Annotated in this window: 21 protein-coding genes, 1 tRNA gene and 1 riboswitch; of the genes, 13 read left to right on the forward strand and 9 right to left on the reverse strand. The window is 54.3% G+C overall.

The genetic code is table 11. The features are described from left to right. The first annotated feature begins 61 nt into the window (after positions 1-61). Positions 62-2,674 carry an alpha-glucan family phosphorylase gene (gene glgP, locus WHS88_02600; protein MEJ5259061.1) on the forward strand — a complete coding sequence of 871 codons (2,613 nt, stop codon included), beginning with the start codon at positions 62-64 and terminating at the stop codon, positions 2,672-2,674. 29 nt (positions 2,675-2,703) lie between these two features. Here the strand turns inward: glgP and WHS88_02605 are convergent, their stop codons facing one another. Both WHS88_02605 and WHS88_02610 read right to left on the reverse strand, forming a co-directional pair. Further along, entirely contained in the window at positions 2,704-3,162 is a 459-nt protein-coding gene (locus tag WHS88_02605; GenBank protein MEJ5259062.1) for a PTS sugar transporter subunit IIA, read from the reverse strand. 140 nt (positions 3,163-3,302) lie between these two features. After that, positions 3,303-4,025, reverse strand: coding sequence for a B12-binding domain-containing protein (locus WHS88_02610; GenBank protein ID MEJ5259063.1), 723 nt, complete (start codon positions 4,023-4,025; stop codon positions 3,303-3,305). A gap of 317 nt (positions 4,026-4,342) precedes the next feature. Between WHS88_02610 and WHS88_02615 the strand changes: the two genes are divergently transcribed. The 10 genes from WHS88_02615 to WHS88_02660 all read left to right on the forward strand — a co-directional run bounded on the left by WHS88_02615 (position 4,343) and on the right by WHS88_02660 (position 14,694). Next, positions 4,343-5,152 (forward strand): ABC transporter permease, encoded by an 810-nt coding sequence (locus WHS88_02615; protein MEJ5259064.1) that lies wholly within the window; start codon positions 4,343-4,345, stop codon positions 5,150-5,152. Between the two features lie 16 nt (positions 5,153-5,168). After that, positions 5,169-6,005 (forward strand): ABC transporter ATP-binding protein, encoded by an 837-nt coding sequence (locus WHS88_02620; GenBank protein MEJ5259065.1) that lies wholly within the window; start codon positions 5,169-5,171, stop codon positions 6,003-6,005. 62 nt (positions 6,006-6,067) lie between these two features. Continuing rightward, positions 6,068-6,284: riboswitch (cobalamin riboswitch) on the forward strand. 320 nt (positions 6,285-6,604) lie between these two features. Continuing rightward, a complete protein-coding gene (locus tag WHS88_02625; GenBank protein ID MEJ5259066.1) occupies positions 6,605-7,132 on the forward strand; it encodes a PEP-CTERM sorting domain-containing protein in 528 nt (175 codons plus the stop codon). Between the two features lie 51 nt (positions 7,133-7,183). Continuing rightward, a complete protein-coding gene (locus WHS88_02630; protein ID MEJ5259067.1) occupies positions 7,184-8,203 on the forward strand; it encodes a hypothetical protein in 1,020 nt (339 codons plus the stop codon). Next, positions 8,190-8,960: a prepilin-type N-terminal cleavage/methylation domain-containing protein gene (locus tag WHS88_02635; protein MEJ5259068.1), complete on the forward strand. Its 771-nt coding sequence runs from the start codon at positions 8,190-8,192 to the stop codon at positions 8,958-8,960. Before WHS88_02630 ends, WHS88_02635 begins: the two co-directional genes overlap by 14 nt. Positions 8,961-9,300: 340 nt before the next feature. After that, positions 9,301-10,068, forward strand: a complete 768-nt coding sequence (locus tag WHS88_02640) for a ComF family protein (GenBank protein MEJ5259069.1) — start codon at positions 9,301-9,303, stop codon at positions 10,066-10,068. 107 nt (positions 10,069-10,175) lie between these two features. Then, entirely contained in the window at positions 10,176-11,804 is a 1,629-nt protein-coding gene (gene murJ / locus WHS88_02645) for a murein biosynthesis integral membrane protein MurJ (GenBank protein ID MEJ5259070.1), read from the forward strand. A gap of 139 nt (positions 11,805-11,943) precedes the next feature. After that, positions 11,944-14,283 carry a hypothetical protein gene (locus tag WHS88_02650; protein MEJ5259071.1) on the forward strand — a complete coding sequence of 780 codons (2,340 nt, stop codon included), beginning with the start codon at positions 11,944-11,946 and terminating at the stop codon, positions 14,281-14,283. A gap of 153 nt (positions 14,284-14,436) precedes the next feature. After that, positions 14,437-14,607, forward strand: a complete 171-nt coding sequence (locus tag WHS88_02655) for a 4Fe-4S binding protein (GenBank protein ID MEJ5259072.1) — start codon at positions 14,437-14,439, stop codon at positions 14,605-14,607. Positions 14,608-14,619: 12 nt separating this feature from the next. Further along, positions 14,620-14,694: transfer RNA gene (locus WHS88_02660), tRNA-Glu, on the forward strand. A 34-nt stretch (positions 14,695-14,728) separates the two neighbouring features. Here the strand turns inward: WHS88_02660 and WHS88_02665 are convergent. The 7 genes from WHS88_02665 to WHS88_02695 form a co-directional block, all read right to left on the reverse strand. After that, on the reverse strand, positions 14,729-15,859 hold the full coding sequence (locus WHS88_02665) for a hypothetical protein (GenBank protein MEJ5259073.1): 1,131 nt from the start codon (positions 15,857-15,859) through the stop codon (positions 14,729-14,731). Then, a complete protein-coding gene (locus tag WHS88_02670; protein ID MEJ5259074.1) occupies positions 15,860-16,333 on the reverse strand; it encodes a hypothetical protein in 474 nt (157 codons plus the stop codon). 92 nt (positions 16,334-16,425) lie between these two features. After that, positions 16,426-16,599 carry a hypothetical protein gene (locus WHS88_02675; protein MEJ5259075.1) on the reverse strand — a complete coding sequence of 58 codons (174 nt, stop codon included), beginning with the start codon at positions 16,597-16,599 and terminating at the stop codon, positions 16,426-16,428. Positions 16,600-16,710: 111 nt separating this feature from the next. Continuing rightward, positions 16,711-17,187, reverse strand: a complete 477-nt coding sequence (locus WHS88_02680; GenBank protein MEJ5259076.1) for a flavodoxin domain-containing protein — start codon at positions 17,185-17,187, stop codon at positions 16,711-16,713. A gap of 22 nt (positions 17,188-17,209) precedes the next feature. Then, positions 17,210-18,013, reverse strand: coding sequence for a hypothetical protein (locus tag WHS88_02685; protein MEJ5259077.1), 804 nt, complete (start codon positions 18,011-18,013; stop codon positions 17,210-17,212). Then, positions 18,010-18,621, reverse strand: a complete 612-nt coding sequence (locus WHS88_02690) for an HAD family hydrolase (GenBank protein ID MEJ5259078.1) — start codon at positions 18,619-18,621, stop codon at positions 18,010-18,012. Before WHS88_02690 ends, WHS88_02685 begins: the two co-directional genes overlap by 4 nt. Before the next feature lie 2 nt (positions 18,622-18,623). Beyond that, complete coding sequence (locus WHS88_02695) at positions 18,624-19,499, reverse strand: LysR family transcriptional regulator (protein ID MEJ5259079.1); 876 nt, start codon at positions 19,497-19,499, stop codon at positions 18,624-18,626. A gap of 189 nt (positions 19,500-19,688) precedes the next feature. Here WHS88_02695 and gdhA point away from each other — a divergent pair, with 189 nt between their 5' ends. Together gdhA and WHS88_02705 are read left to right on the forward strand one after the other, a co-directional pair. Further along, positions 19,689-21,041, forward strand: a complete 1,353-nt coding sequence (gene gdhA, locus WHS88_02700; GenBank protein ID MEJ5259080.1) for an NADP-specific glutamate dehydrogenase — start codon at positions 19,689-19,691, stop codon at positions 21,039-21,041. 101 nt (positions 21,042-21,142) lie between these two features. Then, positions 21,143-21,877, forward strand: a complete 735-nt coding sequence (locus tag WHS88_02705; GenBank protein ID MEJ5259081.1) for a uracil-DNA glycosylase — start codon at positions 21,143-21,145, stop codon at positions 21,875-21,877. The last annotated feature ends 5 nt before the right edge of the window (positions 21,878-21,882 follow it).

Consider the following 21,882-nt stretch of genomic DNA (forward strand, 5'->3'; position numbering starts at 1 on the left):
GGCACGTGTCCTTTTTGGGACATGCGTGTGTGCTTTTAAAAACTTGAATCAGGGAAGACTTATGCAGAATGTCAGAACCTTTACCGTCAAACCGTCTCTGCCGGAGCCGTTGAAAGACCTGCAGCTGATTACCGGCAATATGTACTGGTCCTGGAATTATGAGATTACGGATATATTCCGGCGTGCAGATTACGATTTGTGGAAACAGTGCATGCACAACCCGGTACGGATGCTCGGGATGATTTCCCAGGCCCGTCTGGAGGATTTGGCCAGGAATGAGGGTTTCTTATATCAGATTCAGCAGGCCAAAATCAAACTGGAGCAGACGCTGAACGCTCCCAGCTGGTTTGACAAGATTTACGGTCAGCAGCCGCGTCCGCTGATTGCTTATTTTTGTGCGGAATTCGGGATTCACGAAAGCATCCCGATTTATTCGGGCGGTCTGGGGATTTTGGCGGGAGACCACCTGAAAAGTGCCTCCGATTTGGGGATTCCTCTGGTCGGCGTGGGGCTGCTGTACCAGAAGGGCTATTTCCGTCAGTATCTGAACACCGACGGATGGCAGCAGGAACATTATATTGACAATGATTTTCATACCATGCCTCTGGAACTGGTGCGGAAGGAAGGGGGGCATCCATTGCTGGTGACCATCCAGTTCCCGGGTCGGACGGTGTCGGCCCAGGTTTGGAAGGCGCAGGTAGGGCGCACGCCCCTGTACCTGCTGGATACAAATGTGCCGGACAATTCCCCGCAGGACCGGGCGATCACACAGGCCCTGTACGGGGGAGATTTAGAGACCCGCATCTGTCAGGAGATTATTCTGGGCATCGGAGGCTTAAAGGCGCTGTATGCCATGGGGCTGGAGCCGACCGTCTGCCATATGAATGAAGGGCATGCGGCGTTTCTGGCGATTGAACGCATCTCCAAGCTCCGCAGCCTTCGGAATATGTCGTTTGAAGAGGCCTTTGAGGCAGCCAAAGCGAGCAACGTTTTTACGGTTCATACGCCTGTCGCAGCCGGAAGCGATGAGTTTCCGGTGGAGCTGATGGATAAATACTTTGGTCATTATTACGGCAAGCTGGGCATCAACCGGGAGCGCTTTCTCGGGCTGGGACGAATTCGCCCGCAGGACGGTTCAGAATCATTCAAGATGCCGGTGCTGGCACTGCGGTGCAGTGCATTCCGCAACGGAGTGAGCGAACTGCACGGGCAGGTCTCCCGGCAGATTTGGCGGAATCTGTGGCCGGAACTTCCGGTGCACGAGGTGCCGATTGGTTCCATCACAAACGGCATTCATGCCAAGACCTGGCTCAGCTCCGAGATGAATCAGCTGTATGAACGCTATCTGGGGGCCCGCTGGGCGGATGAGATTGTGGACAAGTCGCTCTGGCAGGTGATTGATCAGATTCCGGACGAGGAGTTCTGGCGGACTCATCAGCGGTGCAAAGAACGGCTGATTGCCTTTGCTCGGACGCGGCTGAAACGTCAGATGGAGCGCCGCGGGACATTCCATTCAGAGCTGAAGTGGGCGGATGAGGTCCTGGACCCGGAGGCGCTGACCATCGGCTTTGCCCGGCGGTTTGCCACGTATAAGCGAGGGACGCTGCTGCTGCGGGAACCGCAGCGTCTGATGAAGCTGCTGACGAATACACAGACGCCTGTTCAGTTTATTTTTGCCGGCAAGGCGCATCCGCGGGACACGGCGGGCAAGGAACTGATTCGCCAGATTGTTCATTTTGCTTCGCAGAATCCGGAGATTCGGCGGCGGCTGATTTTTCTTGAAGATTATGATATGGATATCGCACGGTATCTGGTTCAGGGAGTCGATGTGTGGCTGAACAATCCGCGCCGTCCGATGGAGGCCAGCGGAACCAGCGGAATGAAGGCGGCCATTAACGGGGTGCTGAATATGAGCACGCTGGACGGCTGGTGGTGCGAAGGGTATGTGCCGGAAAGCGGGTGGATTATCGGCGCCGGCGAGGAGTATGAAGACCTCAGCTACCAGGACCAGGTGGAATCACAGGCCATTTTCAATCTGCTCGAACAGGAGGTGGTTCCGCTGTTCTACATGCGTTCCAAAGACCGCCTGCCTCGACAATGGATTCGGCGGATGAAAAATACAATCAAGTGGTGCGCCCCGCGGTTTAATACCAGCCGAATGGTGGCGGAATACACCCGTCGGTATTACCGGCCGGCCGCCGTCAAGTGGGTGGAGCTGACCGAAAACGGCGAGGCCAGGGTTCGGGCCCTTTCGGAATGGAAGGTGCGGACGCGTATGGCCTGGGAGGATTTGGCGATTCTGAACGTCTCGGTTCAGTCCGGCAAAGACAATCAGTATGTGGCCTGGAACGGCCGCGTGCCGGAATTGGAGGTCGGCTCCAGACTGATGATTACAGCGGATGTGAAATTAGGGCGGCTGAATCCTTCCGATATTTCCGTGCAGGTCTATTACGGCCATGTCAATTCTTCCGGAATCATCGAGGACGGCCAGATTGCGGAAATGCAGTATGAGGAAGGGTCACTTAATCCGGACAGAATCGCTCGATTCAAGGGAACCATCGACTGCCGCAATTCCGGCAAACAGGGATTCTGCCTGCGGATTATCCCGCGCCATCAGGACCTGGTGGAGCCGTATGAGCCGGGCATGGTGCTCTGGGAAAGCTCCCGAGGATAACGGGAGAATTCCTGACCATTCCGGACGGGCTACTCGGTTTCCTTGCTGCTGATCAGTTCGTACACCTCTTCCGGAGAGGAGGCCTTTTCGAGTTTGGCCTTGAGGGTCTCGTCCAGCATCAGCCGACTGATGCGGGCCAGTGCCTGAATATGGGGCCCGGTGCAGTCGGGCGGGGACAGCAGCAACACGATGATTTTGACGGGTTTTTTATCGATGCTGTCAAAGTCAATCGGATTTTTTGCGATGCCGAAAGCCATCACCAGCTCTTTGGCGGAGGGGGTTTTCCCGTGAGGGATGGCAATCCCGGAACCGATGCCGGTGCTTCGCTGCTGTTCCCGTTCCATCACGGCTTCGAGCGCACCGGCCGGGTCGGTTATTTGGCCTGCCTGGGCAAGCAGGTTGATCAGTTCTTCAATCGCGCCTGTTTTGTCCCGACTTTCCAGCGGAGCCTTAATGCAAGTCGGCTGCAGGATTTGCGTTAGGATCATACGGAATTCCTATTGACTGATTCCTGTTCCAAACATTTTTTTGAGAAAAACAAGCCCGACTTTATACCACTATTTCTCCACAAGAGCAATGTTTTTTCTGTTAAAAGCCCATTTCCGATTGTCGTCGAGGTACCGTCTTATCAGCGTTTTGCCGAAGAAACAGCGGGTTTTGCGGCGGCTTTGACCTTTTGTTTTATCGTTTTTTGGGGCATTGGAGCGGCGGCTCGGTCCATATCCGCCAGCTGGACGGCCTGTTCCGGACTGGGCGCGTACAAGTCCGCTCCGATTTCCTCCCAAAGCCCCTCGGCCCGACCAAATACGCCTCCGGAAAGCATAATGCGCATGTTCGGCCAGGCGTTGATATCTCGAATCATGTCGATAAGACGCCGAACATTGGGGGCATCCGAGCCGTTCATCCCATAAAGAAGGAGAATATCTGGGGAATATGTATGAATAAAAGCCAGAATGTCATCTGTGCAGACGCTTCCGCCGAGGAAACGGGTTTCCCAGCCGTCGCTCTCAAACAAATCCGTGAGCATTTGTCCGCCGAGCTCGGCTTGCTCGTTATCGGCGGTACAAATGACGATTTTCTTGTGTTTTTCGGGTTTTCTGGGCAGTTTATTTTGGAGTTGATTGACCAACGTCCGATTGATTCGAGAGGCGAAGGCCTCTTGAGCGGAGTCGATTCGTCCTTCTCGATACAGTTTTTCGATTTCGACCATAATCGGCCAGATGACATCGATATAAACCTGATGGGCCGGGACGCCGTTCTTGAGGATTTCTTCAATCACAAGCCGGCAGGAAATACGGTCTCCGGAAAGGAGGGAACGAAGATATTTTTCGAGAATGCATTCATCTACCATAAGCCTCTTCCTTTCATTTTTTAGAACAAGTCAAAATGGGAAAAATAGCCAATCTGGGGATTTAATCGGATTCGCCATCAAAAAATCTTTAGTTAAAATAGGTAAAATGTTTCGCCTTTTTTATTTTGAATGGTATTTGTAAGTCTTTGTTTAATAAGAGGATGTGTTCTTTGCGGCTTTTATGTCCTATAAAAAATGAATCTGTTTAACGTTAAAATGGAGAAAAATGGTTGCCTCATCTGTGAACTTGTTTTTTGCAAAAGAGGATGCGAAAAAACCGATAGTTTGAATGACAGTGTTTTGTGAAAGGAGAATTCATGATAGAGATTCTCGGAGAACGAACGATTGCCTGCATCGAAGGATTCGGCCGATTCGGCCGTTTTTCGGCGGAGTCCTTTCGAGCGATGGTCCATACCCTGTTTCATCCGCGCTCCTATCCTTTGGTTCTGAACCAGATGAACATTATCGGGGTTAAAAGTGTTCCGGTCGTGATGGCCACCGGTGCCTTTGTGGGGATGATTTTGGCGATTCAGGCCTATGGACAACTGGCGTCGATGGGGCTGGAGGAGCGGTTGGGCGTTTTAATTAACATTGCGGTTGTGAAAGAATTAGGGCCTGTTTTGGCCGCCGTGATGCTGGCCGGACGGGTCGGAGGGGCTCTGACGGCGGAGCTGGGTACGATGAATGTAACCGAGCAGATTGCAGCCGTACAGAGTTTTGGGGTCAGTCCCATCCGGTATCTGGTGGCTCCGCGGGTTTTGGCGTGTCTTCTGCTGACGCCGCTGCTGATTATCTATGCGGATTTGCTGGGTATCCTGGGCGGGTATTTTGTGAGCGTCAAACAGCTGGGCATCAATCCGGGGGCGTATTGGAACTACAGTGCGATGGGGGTGGAATTGTGGGACGTTTCCACCGGAGCCCTCAAAGGATTTTTCTTCGGCGGGGCGATTGCCATAATCAGCTGTTATAAAGGATTTACCTGCCGAGAGGGGGCCCGTGGGGTCGGCGAGGCCTGTACGGAGGCGTTTGTCGGATGCTTTATTTCCATCCTGGCTTTGAATTATGTCTTTGCCGTGGTTCTCAGTGCGGTGTATAAAACATTCTGGCCGCTGCGGCCCCTGATTTAATTTCGGCGGAGGTGCCTTGATTCAAAAGAAGATTCAGCCGGAGGACGGAATTCTTGTCGTCCGCGACCTGACGAAGCGGTACGGCCAGAAGCTGGTCCTGGATAACGTCTCGATGGCCATTGAGGAAGGCAAGACGACGGTCATCATCGGCCCGAGCGGCTGCGGCAAGACCGTCTTTATGAAGCATCTGATTGTGCTGGAACGGCCGGATTCCGGGGAAGTCTATTACCGCGGCAGACGCATCGATCACCTCAGCGAGCGGGAGCTGGTTCCGATTCGCCGCAAATTCGGTTTTTGTTTTCAGATGGGGGCGCTGTTTGACAGCATTACGGTTTATGAAAATATCATTTTCCCGCTGCGCCAGCACTACAAAATTACCGATTGGAAGGCCGTCGATGAAATGGTCAAGCAGAAGCTGGCCCTGGTGGGAATGGACGGATATCAGCATTATTATCCGGCGAATTTGTCCGGCGGTCAGCGCAAGCGGGTCGCCCTGGCGCGGGCGATTGCGCTCAATCCGGAAATTATTCTTTATGATGAGCCGACGACCGGCCTGGACCCGATTACCTCGGATGTGATTAATGAGCTGATTCTGAAACTTCAGCGGGAGCTGAAGGTAACCAGCGTCGTGGTTACGCACGATATGCGAAGTGCTTATAAAATAGCGAATCGGATTGTGATGCTTCATCACGGTCGGATTATTGCGGATGGAGATGCCGAACATATTCGCACTCATCCCAACGAGGTCGTTCAGCAGTTTATCCAGGGCAAGGTGAGTGAGGCGGAACTGGAGGCGCTGCGGCTGGGCGGAACGAAATTTCCAACCCAGTTTATGCCGGAGGATTTTGAGTAACCTGTCGGCTTTTTTTCTTGATTTTTTGAAAAGCGGAGATATTCTTTCCTTTGTTCTTTACCAGTGAAAGATGGATTGCGGGTCCGAAATCCCAAAGAGGGGTTTTCGGATAGTCAAACGGGAACACGGTGAAAAACCGTGACGGTCGCGCCGCTGTGAGCATCGGCCGAATCGCAAGTTCGGCACTTTGCGGGCAAAAACCACTGTCTGAAAGGATGGGAAGGTGCCTGCAGAGAATCGATGCAAGTCAGAAAACCTGCCTGCAATTCGGAACGCATAAGATGTTTCCCGCGGATGGAACGCTGTGCACCTTGAAGCCGCCGAGCGCTTGTCCTCTTATTTGGAGAGGCGGTTCGGCCTTCAGTGGAATCAGACATTCAAAGCCGTTGCTTCCGTGGCGGAGGCAGCGGCTTTTTTGTTTTGTCCGCCGGGGCCCTCGCGGTTAGGGCCAAAGAAACGCAGGAAACGGAGGTGAAAACCAGCAGGATGAAGAAATAGATTGTCGGGACTTGTGAGTGTTGAGGAAAAGTCAAAAAAGGTTTTTTTAAGATTGGTTTTCGGAGGAAAGAATGAAAAGGTTTTTTGCAGGTGTTTGTGTGATGGTTAGTCTATCGTCCGCCGCATTGGCGGGATTGAGTTTTGAACAAGTGAATGTGGAGTACTGGGCTGGTCAGGGCTGCAATCGGGCTATGATTGTGGTGGATTTCGACGACAGCACCAGTTATGCCTTCGGATACATGTGGAACGGAGCCAAAACCAGCTATGATGCTCTGTTGGCGATTGATGCGTATTCGGATGACTTTACGATGAGCTCGTACTGGGTGGACAGCGTCGGCGGCTGGTTTATTGCGGATTTAAGTTATCTGGGGGCCTCCAAACGGGGCGGCTCGTGGAGTTTCTTTACATCGGATGACGGCGTGAACTGGTCGCTCAGCTGGATCGGTGCTTCGGACCGGGTTCTTTCAAACGGAGCATGGGACGGCTGGGCCAGCGGCGACTGGGTGTGGGTCGGCCCGAGTGACTGGGACTGGGCCTTTACCGGTTCGGTCAGGACGCCGATTCCGGAGCCGGCAAGTTTAGGTATGCTGGGGCTGGTGAGCTTGTTTGTGTTCAGGAAACAACGATAGTATCCAGCGGAGGCCGGATTTTCACGTCCGGCCTCCTTTTTTGGGGAGCCTATGAGGAACGAATTGTTCTTGGCGGTCAGCTGGATTCTGCTTGGGGCGGCGGCTTCAGGGGTTGTCTGGGATGCCAATGATTTTGCTGTGGAGGTGGTGGAATATGTGCCGGGCGGGGGGATTCCGACGCATTACTGGACAGGCCAGCCGTATAACAACCCGCAGGCGGCTTTAGGCAGGCCGACGGTGGATACCGTCGGGGACGGGGCCGCTGCACCGCCGGGGCAGGCGGTGCCGGTGGTGCCGGTCTATCCGGCCTGGCTGCCCAGCGAGGTAGTCAGCATCGGCTTTGGAGGACATCTGGTTCTGCGATTCGGCAGACGGGTTTATGATGCACCGGATAATCCCTTCGGAAAAGATTTGATTGTCTTTGGAAACTCCTTTCAAAACATCAGCGGAAGCCAGTATTGGCTGATGGGGAATCCGGCGCTGCTGGCGACTCTGAATAAACCCTGCACGAAGGAGCCGGCGGTTGTCAGCGTCAGTCAGGACGGACTGAACTGGTTCACCTTTACAATGGATGAGACGTATCGGGTCAATCCGGATTTTTCAGACCCAAACTTTCCGGGCCGCTACGGTTTTCTGGGGGATTTTTTTGCGGATGCGTTTGCCCCGACGCTCGGACGGGTGTACGAGCCGGGCCTGCCCGGATGGTGGGGACAAGAGACGGACCCGACGCTGCCGCTTGACCCGGCGGTGCTGGAAACGGATTTTCGAAACACCACGCTGGCTCAGATTGCTTTGAAGTACGGAAAGTCGGCCGGCGGGACGGCATTGGATATTTCGCAGTTTCCGCTGCCGGTTGACCCGCAGACGGGGCGGAAATGGATTCAGTACATTCGCTTTGACAATCCGCGGACGAGCGGGGCTACGCCGGAGATTGATGCAGTGGCACGAGTTCGGGGCCGCTCTGAACGGCTCCCTGCGGGGGATATTACAGGAGACGGCCGCGTCGATTTGGAAGATTTGCTTTGGCTGAGTGCCGATTGGCTGAAAGGAACGGAAGGTGGCGTTGAATAAAAAGTGCCGGGGATTTACGCTGGCGGAAGTGCTGGCGGTTTTGGCCTGTCTGGTGCTTTTGGCCGGTCTTTTGCTGCCCGCCCTGAAGCAGGCCCGGGCGCAGGGGCAGTCCGTGCTGTGTCTGAGCAAGCTGCGGCAGTGTGCCCTGGCGGCGTCGGCGTATACGGCCTGCTACGACGGATTCTATCCGATGGCCTACCGAACCGTTGCCTCTTCCGACTGGAGCCAAATTCGGACGATTGCGTGGGATTATATTACGACGCAGAGCTGGGCCGACGGGCGGAGGGTTTATACATGGGAACCCGGCATTTTGTGGCAAAGCGGCGATTCGATGGAGATTCAGCAGTGCCCGGGTTTTCGGGGGGCGGACAATGCGGGCGGCGAGCCGTTTACGGGCTACAATTACAACACCAGTTATATCGGGCACGGCAGCGCTGAGAGCATTCCGGAACCGGCTAAATATCATCAGGTTCGCAATCCAGCCCAGACGGCCTTGTTCGGAGACGGCCAATATGGGGAAGGGGCCAATAAGTTTATGCGGGCGCCGTGGGCCAATCCGGGAGATTGGAGTTTCAGCGGCCGGTATGCCGGGACGCAGGGGTTTCGGCATCGTCGAAAAACCAATGCGGCTTTTTGCGACGGACACGCAGAAACGCTGGCGGACCGATACACGGAGACCTATCCGGAGGACAAGAAGATGATTGCAGAGGGAACGGGCTTTCTGTCGCCGGATAACCGTCTGTATGATTTGAATTAACAGCAGCAAACAAAACTGTGCAGAGAGGGGATTTTGGCCTTCACCTTTTCTGCTGGATACTGGCCGCTGGGCGGCAGAGGATAGCCCCGCCCTTACGGGCGGGGAAAAAGAAGACGAGAACCCCATCTCCTTTCCCCCGGGCTTGCGCCCGGGGCTAATTCCCACACCGGTCGATTCAAATCCCGCTTTTCTCCTTCGCTCAAAGCTTCGGAAAACAAGTCGCGAGAATGACGGGGGCGGTGCAATCATAATGTGGGTGGATGTGGGTGAGGTGGACGTGGGGAGGTCATGATGCAAAAAAACAGTTGCCTGCATTCGGCGGGTATGGTATCGGGAGGGAATGCAGGTTTTTGAGCATCTTGGGTTGTTTTTTCGAAAGCGGCTGCGGCCGTGGGGGCAGGGGGCGGCGGCAATGCTTTGGCCTCGGCAGTGCCTCTTGTGCGGGGCCTTCCCGGAAGAAAAAACCTTTCTGTGCAGACGCTGCTGGCAGGATTTCTCCCGCACAACCGGACAAGATTACTGTCGGCGGTGCGGTCTGACAGTCAGCCCTTACGGGCATCTGCCGGAGGGGTGCGGACGCTGCGAGGGACAGCGGATTCTCACGGACGGCATTCTGCGGGTGGGGCAGTATGATTCCGTCTTGCGCGATTTGCTGCTGCGGCTGAAATTTCAGGAAAGAACGGAGCTGGCGGACTTTTTCGGACCGTTTTTAAGGGCCGTATTGGAAAGTCGTTCCTGGGGGCAGGTCGATTACCTCGTGCCGGTTCCTCTCCACTGGCTGCGGCGTCTGCAAAGAGGTTTCAATCAGTCCTATTTGCTGGCAAAGGCGATGAAGGGGATTGATGTTCCTGTTAGCCGAGATTTGGTTCGGGTTCGATACACCAGAAGGCAGTGGAATCTGACGAGTGCTCAACGGCGAAGAAATGTCAAGGGAGCTTTTGCCGTCCGAAAAGGGCATTCTTTTGCGGGGGCGTCCGTTTGCCTTGTGGATGATATTACGACCAGCCGGGCGACGCTGAATGAATGTGCTCGGGTGCTCAAAAGGGCTGGTGCACAAAAGGTTTATGCACTGGTTGCCGCAGTGGCGGACACAGCGGATTTCGATTGACAGACCGCGAAATTCAGGGGGACTGCCTGACCTGCCCGGATTTATTGGGGATGCGAGGGGATTTTGGCCGAAAAAACTGTTAACTCGTTTTTACGGATAAACTTAGAATGGTAAAGGGATTTCGACAGATTGCGTTTTTGACCGTCATCAGCCGGATTTTGGGGATGGTCCGGGATATGGCGTTTGCGTATTTTTTCGGGCGAAGCGACTTGTTTGATGCCTGGACGATTGCGTTTAAGATTCCCAATCTTTCGCGTCGGATATTCGGCGAAGGGGCGGCAACCACCTCTTTTATTCCGGTGTACAGCCGGTATCTGGAAAAAGACCCCAAGGAGGCCAATCGGCTGGCCAATACGGTTTTGACGGCCGTTTTTCTGATTTTGACGGCCGTTGTTTTGTTGGTTTGGGCGGGGATTTGGGGCTATATGCAGGTCGGGGCGGAGCTGGAGAGCACACGGCGGATGCTGAAACTGACGGCGATTATGATGCCGTATATGGTGATGATTTGTCTGGCGGCGGTGATGGGGGGGATTCTGAACAGCCATCGGCATTTTGCCGCTCCGGCGCTGGCCCCTGTGGTGCTCAATATTTTTTTGATAGGGGCGTTGGTGATTTCCGGGAAAGGGTTGGGCTGGCCGAAGGAAAAGATGGTTTATTTTACGGCCTGGGCCGTCATCGCCGTCGGAATCGGGCAGCTGCTCCTGGTGGCAGCGCCGATGAAGCGGTATGGGGTGCAGATTCGGCCTGCCTGGGAGATTCGCTCGGAAGGGGTTCGGTCGATTCTGATGCTGATGGGGCCGATGATATTAGGGCTGACGGCCACCCAGATTAACACGCTGGCGGATGATATTATTGCCAAGTCTTTGTCCGGTTCGGCGGAGAAGGGGGACAGTTTCCTTCTTTTTGGACAGACGATTCGCTATCCGGTCTGGGCTGGGACGGTTTCGGGCCTTTTTTATGCGCAGCGGCTTTACCAGTTTCCGCTGGGGGTTCTGGGGGTTTCGCTGGCTACGGCGATTTATCCGGTTCTGAGCCGCACAGCCGCCCGGGAGGATAAGACAGAGCTGCTGCAGACGATTCGACGCGGAATCTGCGGGGCCTTTTTTATTGCGCTGCCGGCTGCGGCGGGGATGATTCTCATCGGCCGACCCCTTGTCAGGGTGCTGTTTGAGCGGGGGGCATTTACGGCGGAGGATACACGAGCTACAGCGTGGATTTTGTACTGCTACAGTCTGGGGCTGTGCGGCTATTTCTGCCAGCAGATTGTCACGCGGGTGTACTATGCCATCGGGCAGTCGAAACGTCCGGCAATGACGGCGGCGGCTGCCGTTGGGGTGAATATTTGTTTGAATCTGCTGCTGATTTGGCCGCTGGGGGCGGCGGGACTTGCGGTTTCGACAGCGCTGTGTTCCTATCTGCAGGCGGGTATTCTGCTCGCTGGACTTCAGCGAAATTTTGGCAAACGCATCTTCGAAGGCTGGGGCAGCTCTTTCAGGAAGACGGTTGGGTGCACAATTCTGATGACACTGGCAGGGGGACTTGTTTTGTATCTGCTCAGAGGGCTGCCGAATAAAACATTCTTTGAATTGGTGCGGGTGGGAACTGTCGTGATTGTGTGCGCAGGAGTTTATCTTCTCGGTTCGTGGCAAAGCGGCAATGAGATGCTCCGGCTTTTGACAGGCCGAAAGCAGGTTGCGCCGGCACAGCCGAGGGAAGAAGGCAAACCCGAGCAATAGTCGAGAAGGTTTCTCGAGAAGGTTTGACGGTCTGTCGGGCTTGTTTTATAATGCCGCCGTGTTTACGCGGGGATTTAAAGCCGCCGCAGGGATTACCAAAAACGGGTTTTGATTGCGGGCAGCTGCAGGGAGATACAAAATGAATAAACGGCTGTTTTTTTTAGGATTGGTTGTCGCAGGAGGGTTGGCAAGGACGGTTTTCGCTCAGGAGGGCTCTTTTACCTCTCCGGCTGCCGCGGCTGTTCTGGCCAAAACGGCGATGGATGTTTATGGCAATGACCCGTTTTCCGCCCGCTCCATTGAGATAACCATGGCGTTTCTGGAGGCGGCGACGGCTCTCGATCCTCAGCTGGGTTCCGCACAGGAGATGCTGCTGAAGGTGGCCGCTTCGGCTGGTGCGAATCCGAATGACTATTCCCGTTCCGTCCGCGATGCCCTGCGGCAGTACATTGATGAACGTGCCAATTTGGCGGTGGTCACCGGCGGAGTCGGTTATCTGCTCGGACGGCTTCAGACGCGTCAGGAGCGGGAGATGCTTTTGGGGCGTCTGCTCAGCATCTACGGCAATAAAAATCCGGCGGTTGTGTCGGAACTTTCCGTGCATTTGGCGATGCTCGAACTGGAACGGGCGGATATGACCACGGCCTTTCAGCGTCTGCAGTACGCATACAGTCTGAACCCATATAATCTGCTGGCGTTCTCAAAAATGGCGGAGATGGGGCAGGAGGTGCCCAGGGGGCTTTTGGTGCTTCATCTGCGACGCATGTTGGAGGTCAATCCGCTGAATGCGGCGGCGGCGCGGGCCTATGCAGACATTCTCCGGCAGGTTCAGCTGTATTCGGAAGCGGTTCGAGCGTATCAGTATCTTTCCGAATTGTCTGAATACCTGTATCCCGGGGAGCCGCTGCCGACGGAGATTCTGCTGAGCTGGTCTCTGTGTGCCCTTCAGTCTGAAAAAACCGCCGGCCTGTGTCTGACGCTGGCAGAACAGGCCCGGACGGAAGGTCGGGAGGACCTGATGCTCGAGTCGGCGGCAGGCCTGGCCATGATGCGAATGGGCCAGACGGAGAGGGGACGCGCACGTCTGGAGGCGGCCGGACGAAAGGCAGCGGAACGAATTCGCTCCAACGCCGATGCAGGCGGCTTGATGCCCGAACAGCTGAGCTGGTTTTACAGTTTTGTCCTGCCGGATGCCGAGCAGGCCCTGGCTTGGGGGCATGAAGCGATTGCCCGACGTCCGGACAGTCCGCAGGCCCGCGTTCTGTTTGCTTATGCCCTGGTTCAAAGCGGGCAGGAAGACCTGGCTCGTCAGTATTTGGAAAATGCAGATGAAAATGACCCGGTTGCTCTCTTTACTCAGGCCGCCCTTTTCCTGAAAGAAAAGAACCGGGAAGCGGCCCTGGCGCCTCTGAAGAAAGTCGTCCAGATGGGCCCGGAAACCATTCTCGCCTGGAGGGCCCAGGAGGTTCTGAAGGCCAATGGGTCGGACTATCTGCCTGCTTTTTCCCCGACGGAAATCCTGCAGTATTTGCAGGCGGAGTTCGGGGATGAAGTCTGTCCGAAGTTTCTTCCTTTGTCCAAACTGGTCCGTGCAAAGCTGCGGATGAGCGGTTCTGACTATCCTTACGGCAGTGATATGCCGGCTACAGTTGTGGTGGACAATATCGGTCCGCGTCTGCTGATAGTGGGGCCGGCGGGAATGCTGCGGGGCGACGTTCGAATTGATGCGGAGGTCCGCGGGGATTTGGTTCAGACATTTCCTTCGCTGGTTCGGCTGCCCCTGCGTCCGAGTCTGCCGATTCGTCCGGGACAGCATGCCGCCGTTACGGTGGACCTGATGACCGGTCCCCTGCGCCGGCTGCTTCGAACCTATCCGCAGGCCTCGGTGGAAATCGATTTCGTTCTGCGGCTGGATGAACCGGATTCTCAGGAATTGGGCGAGAACAACCCTCTGCTTCGCCCGGCACCGGTTCGCCAGACGGTACGCCGGCGAGGAATCGCTTTGACTCAGGATTTTCTCATTCAGCGGCTCAGCGGTTTGTCCAGGGGCAAAGAGGGCCAGAAGTTTCGCTCTGCCGAACTGTTTACGGGGCTTTTGGCCGAGCAGCAGGCGGCCCTGGCAAACCGAGTCGGATATCGTTTTGTGAGGGCCGAACCCACTCTTCTGGCCGATGCCGTCCGTCGGCTGCTGGCGGATGAAGACTGGATTATTCGACTTCAAACGCTTTCGACGTTCACGGATGTTGCCCTGACGCTGGATTCCTCTTTGGTTGCTTCTATTTCCGACAATCTGTCTCATGACCGATGGCCCATCCGGATGATGACGCTGTATCTCTTGAGCAGTCTTCAATCGAAAAATTTTGATCAGGTCTTGAATTGGATGGGGCAGTATGATGCAAGCCCATATGTCCGCCAATTGGCCGCGGCTCTGGGTGCGTCAGTGCCGAAGGATATTCCGGCGGCTGCGGCAAACCCATAAACCAGCTATAGTCCGGACAAAATAAGGGGTATTTTGTCCAAGATGAATTTTTTGATTTAAAAAAGCGAAAAAATACTTGAGACTGCCGAAATTTTTCGGTACTCTTTTGCACCTACAGAATAAGAATACCGGATACTTGGAAAGGAGAATACAATGCCGGCAAAAGTTGATAAAGAAGTGTGCACCGGATGCGGCTCTTGCGTGGATGCCTGTCCGAGCGAAGCGATTGAGATGATTGAGGGCAAAGCGGTAGTCGATGCGGAAAAGTGCGTGGACTGCGGCTTGTGTGTAAATGAGTGCCCGGTCGAAGCCATCAGTATGTAAAAAACAAGAGGCGGCCCCATCGTCTAGGCAGGTCTAGGACACCGGGTTTTCAACCCGGCAACAGGGGTTCGAATCCCCTTGGGGCTAAATCGATAAGGACGCCTGAAAAAGGCGTCCTTTTTTATTTGGTTTCCGAAACGGTTTTTTCCAACCATTCCTGCAGCTTCTCTTTGAACCGATTGGGCACCAGCGGTTTATTCAGATTCAGCCAAATGCCCGGCGGAGCGGTTTTATAAAGAAAAACAGACAGTCGGGAGATGTGCTCGGACAGGTTTTGCGGTTCCAGAAGGCAGCGGCCGGGCGGGGTCTGAGCGATTTGAAGCAGGTTTTCAGCCGACTCGAGCGAAAAGCAGGGCAGTTTCTCTGCAGTTTGCCCCGTAATCACGAAGGCCTGATACAACGGAACCGGTCGTTTTTGAAAGCGGATGCAGCGGTACTCCGAGATATGAAGGATTTTTAACCGCTCCAGCGGGGTGGTCCAGCGATAGGGGGCAGTCTGAAGCTTTTCGAGCGATTCGAGCTGTTTTTTGATGACCTGGGCCTGCTCAAATTGTAATTGAGCGGCGAGCATTTTCATCCGTTCCGTCAATGGGTTCTGCAGAGAGGCTGGGGAAGATTGAGCTGCTTCGAGGGCTTGTTTGAGGCGTTGAGGATAGGGGATGTTCTGCTCTTTTTTCACGCAGTCTGCCGGACAAAGATTCATTTGGAAATAGGTGCATTTGGAGCCGTTTCCTGCCAGAGCCAGCGTACGGTTTCGGCACAGGCAGAAGATGTCATTCCAGGTGCGGGCAAAGAAATCGGCATCGCTTCGAGTCGCAAAGGGCCCCCAATATACGGCTTCTTTGTCTCTAAACGGCTGAGCGGACACGGCAAAGGCCGCCCAGGGTTCTTGCGGATTCAGACGGACGCAGTGGGCCGGCGGAAGCGGGAGCAGGTCCCGGCTCTGCTGCGGGAAGAAAAGGTTCACCAGCCGGCTGTACAGCCAGAAAGCGTGATAGTCCGAGGATACGAGCGTGTAAAGGACCGAGGCAGCCAGAGGCCGAAGACTGGCTTTGCGGGACAACTCCCCGGCGGGAGGAGCTGATAACCGGGTCAAAACCGTTCGTCGGATGGAAGCCGTCTGAAGAAGCTGAATGGGGCAATTGTTTGAATCGGCAAAAAGAAGAACACCCCGCTCATTCGGCAGCGAACGGGGTGTTTCATTTGTCAGGGATTGTCGGTATTCAAAGAAATGTTCGAGCGGATAGTCCACCTATACTCTCATCCCGCTGATGACTGTATCAAACACCATTTTGTCGTTTACGACTCCTTGTACAACGCCCTCAAACTGACGGCTTCGAACCCTTGTAATGTGGCCGAGCAGATACAATCGGCTGCCGGGAACCACGGTTTCTCTGAATTTGGTTTGTTCGATGCCGGAAAAGCCGATGAAGCCCTCCAGCCCGTAGATTTTTTTCATAAAAAAGCTGCATAGCTGCGCCGCAGCCTCTACCATGATTACGCCGGGCATAATCGGACGTCCGGGGATATGGCCTCGAACCCAGAATTCATTGGGCGTGACGTCTTTGTATCCAAGGGCCATCATTTTGGACAAGTCATACCAGACAATCGCGTCCAGCTGAGCCATTTCATACGATTGAGGGTTGACTTCCGCGATGGCGGCACGATCAAATTCGATGTGATTGAGGTCTAATTCTTTATATGGAAACAGCAATTGCGGAGGCATAATTTCCCCTTTTCCTTTTCAGGAAACACGACTTACATACTCGTTTTTATGGGTTTGAGAAACTCAAGCGGCCGATGGATTGTCCGTTTGCGTCAGTCTTCCACGCGCAGTTCGAGGATTTTATTGCGTACGCTTTGCGCCGCTTGTTTGATGGCCTGCATTTGTTTGCGGACTCTTGTTCCGGCCGCTTTATTTCCGCCTTCCGCTTTGTTGATATCGGCTTCTATTTCAGCAACCAGAGCTTTGAGTGTTTCGTATTCCTGCATTAAAGAACCTCCTAAGAAGACAGTTAGTATCTTTTTTGTTTCGTTTCCAAAGTCTATCAATCGAGTCTTTGGATGTCAAAGTTTTTTGCGAAAAACGGGGGTTTCCTCATTTTACCCGAATAGGCGTTTCGTGAGGGCGGCAATCCGCTGACCTCTCCGCGAGCACTGTTCGAGTGCTCGATTATCGGGCTTTCCGATGGCAACCGGCCCGTAATGGTCTCCCTGAGGGTCGCCCTGAATAATCATTCCATGGATGAGCATCATATTGTTGATTTCGCAGATGGTCGTTTCGTTTCCGCCTCCGATGTTGGCCGAGCTGCTGAAGGCCCCGCCGACTTTGCCGTCCAGTTTCCCGTGCTTGCTGACGGTTTCATCAAAAAGCTGGGCGATGGGGGCGGCGGCCCGGCCGTAGTAGGTAGGGGAGCCGACGACTATGGCATCGACTTTCAGAAGGTCGTCCGGTTTTACCTCACTGACGCTTTTGCAGGCGGTCGGAACGCCTGCGGCCGTCATTGCATCCGCAATCGTTTTTGCCATGATTTTGGTATTGCCGCTGCGGGAATAGTAAATAACCAATCCGCTTGCCATAAGAAAGCTCCTTATTTTTTTATCAGTTTGCGTTTTCTTCTAACGGATGGATATTTTGGCGAAAATGAGACGGGGTTGCAATCTGAAAAACACTGTCGGATATGTTTTCATTAATCTGGAGATTGCCCCACTTTAAATCGTAGAAATCTCCCTGGACCGAAACGGCTGTCAACCGGATAGGAAGCCAGTTTTTGGAGTCAATCCAGACCTCCATTTGTCTGTAATCATCCTTATACCGGGAACTGTTCCGAACCTTCAGAAGCAGATGCCGGGGCTGATTGGGGTCGTTCGGCTCCGGCGAAGCCGTGATAACGAACTCGTCCCGGAGTTTTTGGGGGTCTGTAAAACCAACCATCGGGAAATTGTGGCTGATGAAATCGAAAACACCGACCGGTTTGTCGGCAGGGGCTTTCTGGTAGCGGTCAATTGTTTCGAGAGCCCAATCGATTTTGGTCAGCCAGACGCCGTCGAACAGATAATGTTCGGGACGGGATTGAGGGGGCTCCTGATCCTGCTGGAGGGTGTCGAAGGAAATTCTCAGGTTCGAGCGGGACCCGCTTTTGCCTTTCACATAGTAAAGGACGCCCCGTCGAAGGGTTTTCGAATCCAACAGTTCGGGGTCCTGGATGAACAGATATGTCAGCTCGGCCCGAAGGGTTTGGATGGTTTGCGCGGTCTGATGCATTTGGTTCAGGATTGTCTGAACGGCCGCATCGGGGGACTGGTTGGGGTCCCCGGAGGGCGGACAATCGGACGTTGCCGCTGCGGAGGCCGCAATCGGCAGAAAGAACCCGAGCATACTTACACGGAAAAACAGATTATTCATCGATGGTTCCCTTCGAGTTTGTCGGACAGATTGTCTATGATAAGCCGGATTTCGTCAAGGGAATGGATGACAAAATCCGCCCACGGAACAAATTCATCGGCTCGAGGGTGGCTTTTGAAAAGGACGGCCGGAGCTCCTGCCTGACGGGCGGCCTGGAGGTCGTGGAGGAAATCGCCGACAACGAGGGTGTTTTGCGGAGAGGACCGGAACAGTCTGCACAGGGCCAGCACGCCGAAAGGGTCCGGTTTCGGAGGGCCGTCTTCACGTGTTATCATTCCGTCAACCGTAAGGCGGTGTTTGGCGAGGACGGTTTGGGTGCTTTGTCGGGAATTGCGGGTCAGAATGCCTGTTTTGATGTTTTTTTGCCGCAGATACTCCAGCAGGGGTTTGGCCGATGGCTGAAGTGCGGAATGAACAGCGGCGTGTTCCTCATGGCTGCAGAGAATCTCCCAGGCCCGCTGACGGTGCGTTTCCGGCAGTTTTTCAATCGCAGCCAGGATCGAAGGACAATCCGGCGGAAGCCCGATTTGGCGTCGTATCAAATCAAAGTCCAGCAGCGGCACTGTCAGCGTGCCGTCCAGATCAAAAAGAACAGAGTGTACAGGCATACTTATTCTTTTCGAAGCAGTTCAATCAGATATTGGGCGGCCTTGGAGCGGGTTTTGTCTTTGCGAACAATAATTCCCGTCGGGCGGAAAAAGGATTCATTGGAGAATTCAATTGCCCGCAGCGTTCCGTTGGCCAATTCACTGCGAAGAGTCGGAGCGGGCAGGATGCTGATTCCCGCATTGATTTCCACTGCCCGCTTAATCGTTTCGATGTTGTCAAATTCCATGATGCAGCGGACGGTGATGTGGTATCGGTTCAGGATGTCGTCGATAAAGCGGCGGGTGGGGACTTCTTCCGAAAAGGCGATGAATTTTTCCCCCTGAATCTCGTGGATGTCCACCGTTTTTCGGTTTGCGAAAGGATGAGACGGGCTGCAGGCCAGCACGAGCGGTTCGTTTTCAAAGGGAAAGATTTCGAGATTGCGGTCTCGGCGGGGAACGGCCACGACGCCGATATCGATGATTCCGCGGAGAATTTTTTCATAGATATCTTTGGCGCTGTTGTACTCGACCGCCAGGTTGACATCCGGATAGACGGACATAAATTTCTGGATGTAGGGCTGAAGGGTGTGCATCCCGATGCTGAAAATGGCCGCCAGATGAATTTTGCAGGTGGACTGCTTGAGGGCGGCCAGTTCGCTGTTGAGCCGGTCGTATCGTTCGAGGATATCCTTGCAGGCCTGGTAGAAAATCTGGCCGGCGGCGGTCAGTTCAATCGGCCTTTTTTTGCGGTTGATTAACTGGACTTTGTGGTCCATTTCCAGCTGGGCCAATTGCTGAGAAACGGCGGACTGGCTGATGCCGTGAATCTCCGCAGTCCGTGAAAAGTTCTTCATTTCTACCAAGTCACAGAAGATTTTTGCCGTTTCAATATTCATCACTTATATAAACCCTGCTTATTGAAAGTATTCGAAAAGTTTATTTGTTATTTGGTTTTGTTAATATTACTATAAGACAACATTATTTTAAGTAAAGTGTTTTTTCTTGATTCTTTTCACAAAAAGACAGTTCTGGGAAGGCCCAGAAACAAAAATACGGGAAAAACAGACTTTTTAAGGAATTGGAACATGTCAAAAGTATCCTCTTACATTCAGTCGGTTCTGGATATAGTCAAGAGCCGAAACCCCGGAGAGAAGGAATTTTTCCAGGCGGTGCAGGAAGTGCTGGAGTCTTTGGAGCCGGTGCTGGAGCGTCATCCGAAATATCAGGAGCACAAAATTCTGGAGCGGATTACGGAGCCGGAACGGGTCATCGTCTTCCGTGTTCCGTGGCTGGATGATAAGGGGCAGATTCAGGTCAACCGCGGTTTTCGCGTTCAGATGAACAGTGCGATTGGGCCCTACAAGGGTGGTCTTCGGTTTCATCCGAGCGTGAATGTGGGGATTTTGAAGTTTCTGGCATTTGAACAGGTGTTCAAAAACTCTCTGACGACCCTGCCGATGGGCGGCGGCAAAGGCGGTTCGGACTTTGACCCGAAGGGCAAGTCGGACAACGAAGTGATGCGGTTCTGTCAGTCGTTTATGACGGAACTTTGCAAGCACATTGGAGCCAACACGGATGTGCCGGCCGGCGACATCGGGGTGGGCGGACGGGAAATCGGCTATCTGTTCGGCCAGTACAAACGGATTGTCAATGAGTTTACCGGCGTTCTGACGGGCAAGGCGGTCAAGTGGGGCGGCTCTCTGATTCGGCCGGAAGCGACCGGCTACGGCTGTGTCTTCTTTGCGCAGAATATGCTGGCCACCCGCGGGGACAGCATTGCAGGCAAAATCTGCACGGTGTCCGGTTCCGGAAACGTCGCACAATATACTGTGGAGAAAATCAATCAGCTCGGCGGCAAGTGTGTGACTCTGTCTGATTCGTCGGGAACGATTTATGACCCGGCCGGAATCGATGCGGAAAAACTGGCTTGGGTGATGGAGCTCAAGAATGTCCGCCGCGGCCGGATTCGGGAATATGCTGATAAATTCAAGGGCTCCCAGTATCTGGACGGCAAGCGTCCGTGGTGCATCCAGTGCGATTGTGCCTTCCCGTCTGCAACTCAGAATGAGATTTCCGAAGAGGACGCCAAGACGCTGGTTAAGAACGGCTGCAAACTGGTGAGCGAAGGCGCCAATATGCCGACCGAACCGGGCGGAGTGGAAGTCTTCCTGCAGAGCAAGATTCTGTACGGGCCGGGCAAGGCGGCCAATGCAGGCGGTGTGGCGGTTTCGGGTCTGGAAATGGCTCAGAACGCCCAGCATACCAACTGGACCCGCGAGGAAGTTGAGCGGCGTCTAAAGGAGATTATGGATGCCATTCATACCCAGGTGAAGACCACAGCGGAAGAATACGGCGTGCCGGGCAACTATGTTGTCGGTGCCAACATTGCCGGGTTTGTCAAGGTTGCCGATGCGATGATTGACCAGGGCGTTGTGTAAGCTGGTTGCGTGTCTTTTTCTGCGGGGTTTCCAAAGGCCTGTCTTTGCCGGACAGGCCTTTTTTCTTGGAAGAATGAGCGGGGCTGGATATACTGTCTGCTATGAATGAGCCACGAGACGTATCCAGACTGCTGCGGCAGCACAAAGAAATGGAGTCTTTTTTTGCGGGGGATTTTACCCTGCGAAGCCGTCCGGTTTCGACGGACGCCTGCGGGGCCAAAGATTCCCAGCAGCTTTTGGAGGCAATTGCCGAAGAAGTTCGGGCCTGCCGCAAATGCGAAATCGGGAGCACACGGCTGAACGCTGTGCCCGGGGAGGGCAATCCGAAGGCCCGGCTGGTTTTTGTGGGAGAAGCGCCGGGAGCCGACGAAGACCAGCAGGGCCGGCCGTTTGTGGGCCGGGCGGGCCAGCTGCTGACCCGAATGATTGCCGCCATCGGCCTTCGCCGTGAGGATGTGTTTATCTGCAACACGCTCAAGTGCCGCCCCCCGGAAAACCGCGACCCCCGACCGGATGAAATCTGGAACTGTCTTCCATATCTGAAGCGGCAGCTGGATATCCTGCGGCCGGAAGTGATTGTGGCGCTGGGCTCGCACGCCGCCCGCACCCTGCTGCAGACCGAGGCGGCCATCGGCAAGCTGAGAGGATATTTTCACGAATACCGTTTTTCTGATTCAGACCGTCCGGCCAAAGTCATGCCGACCTATCATCCGGCCTATCTGCTGCGGAATTATTCCTATGAAAATCGCCAGCGGGTCTGGGAGGATTTGCAAAAGGTGGCCGATGCACTCGGACTGAAAATACCGCAGGGCGGAAGGCAGGCGGACCCCACCTGATTTTT

It is taken from the genome of Anaerohalosphaeraceae bacterium, from assembly GCA_037479115.1.
Lineage (GTDB): Bacteria > Planctomycetota > Phycisphaerae > Sedimentisphaerales > Anaerohalosphaeraceae > JAHDQI01.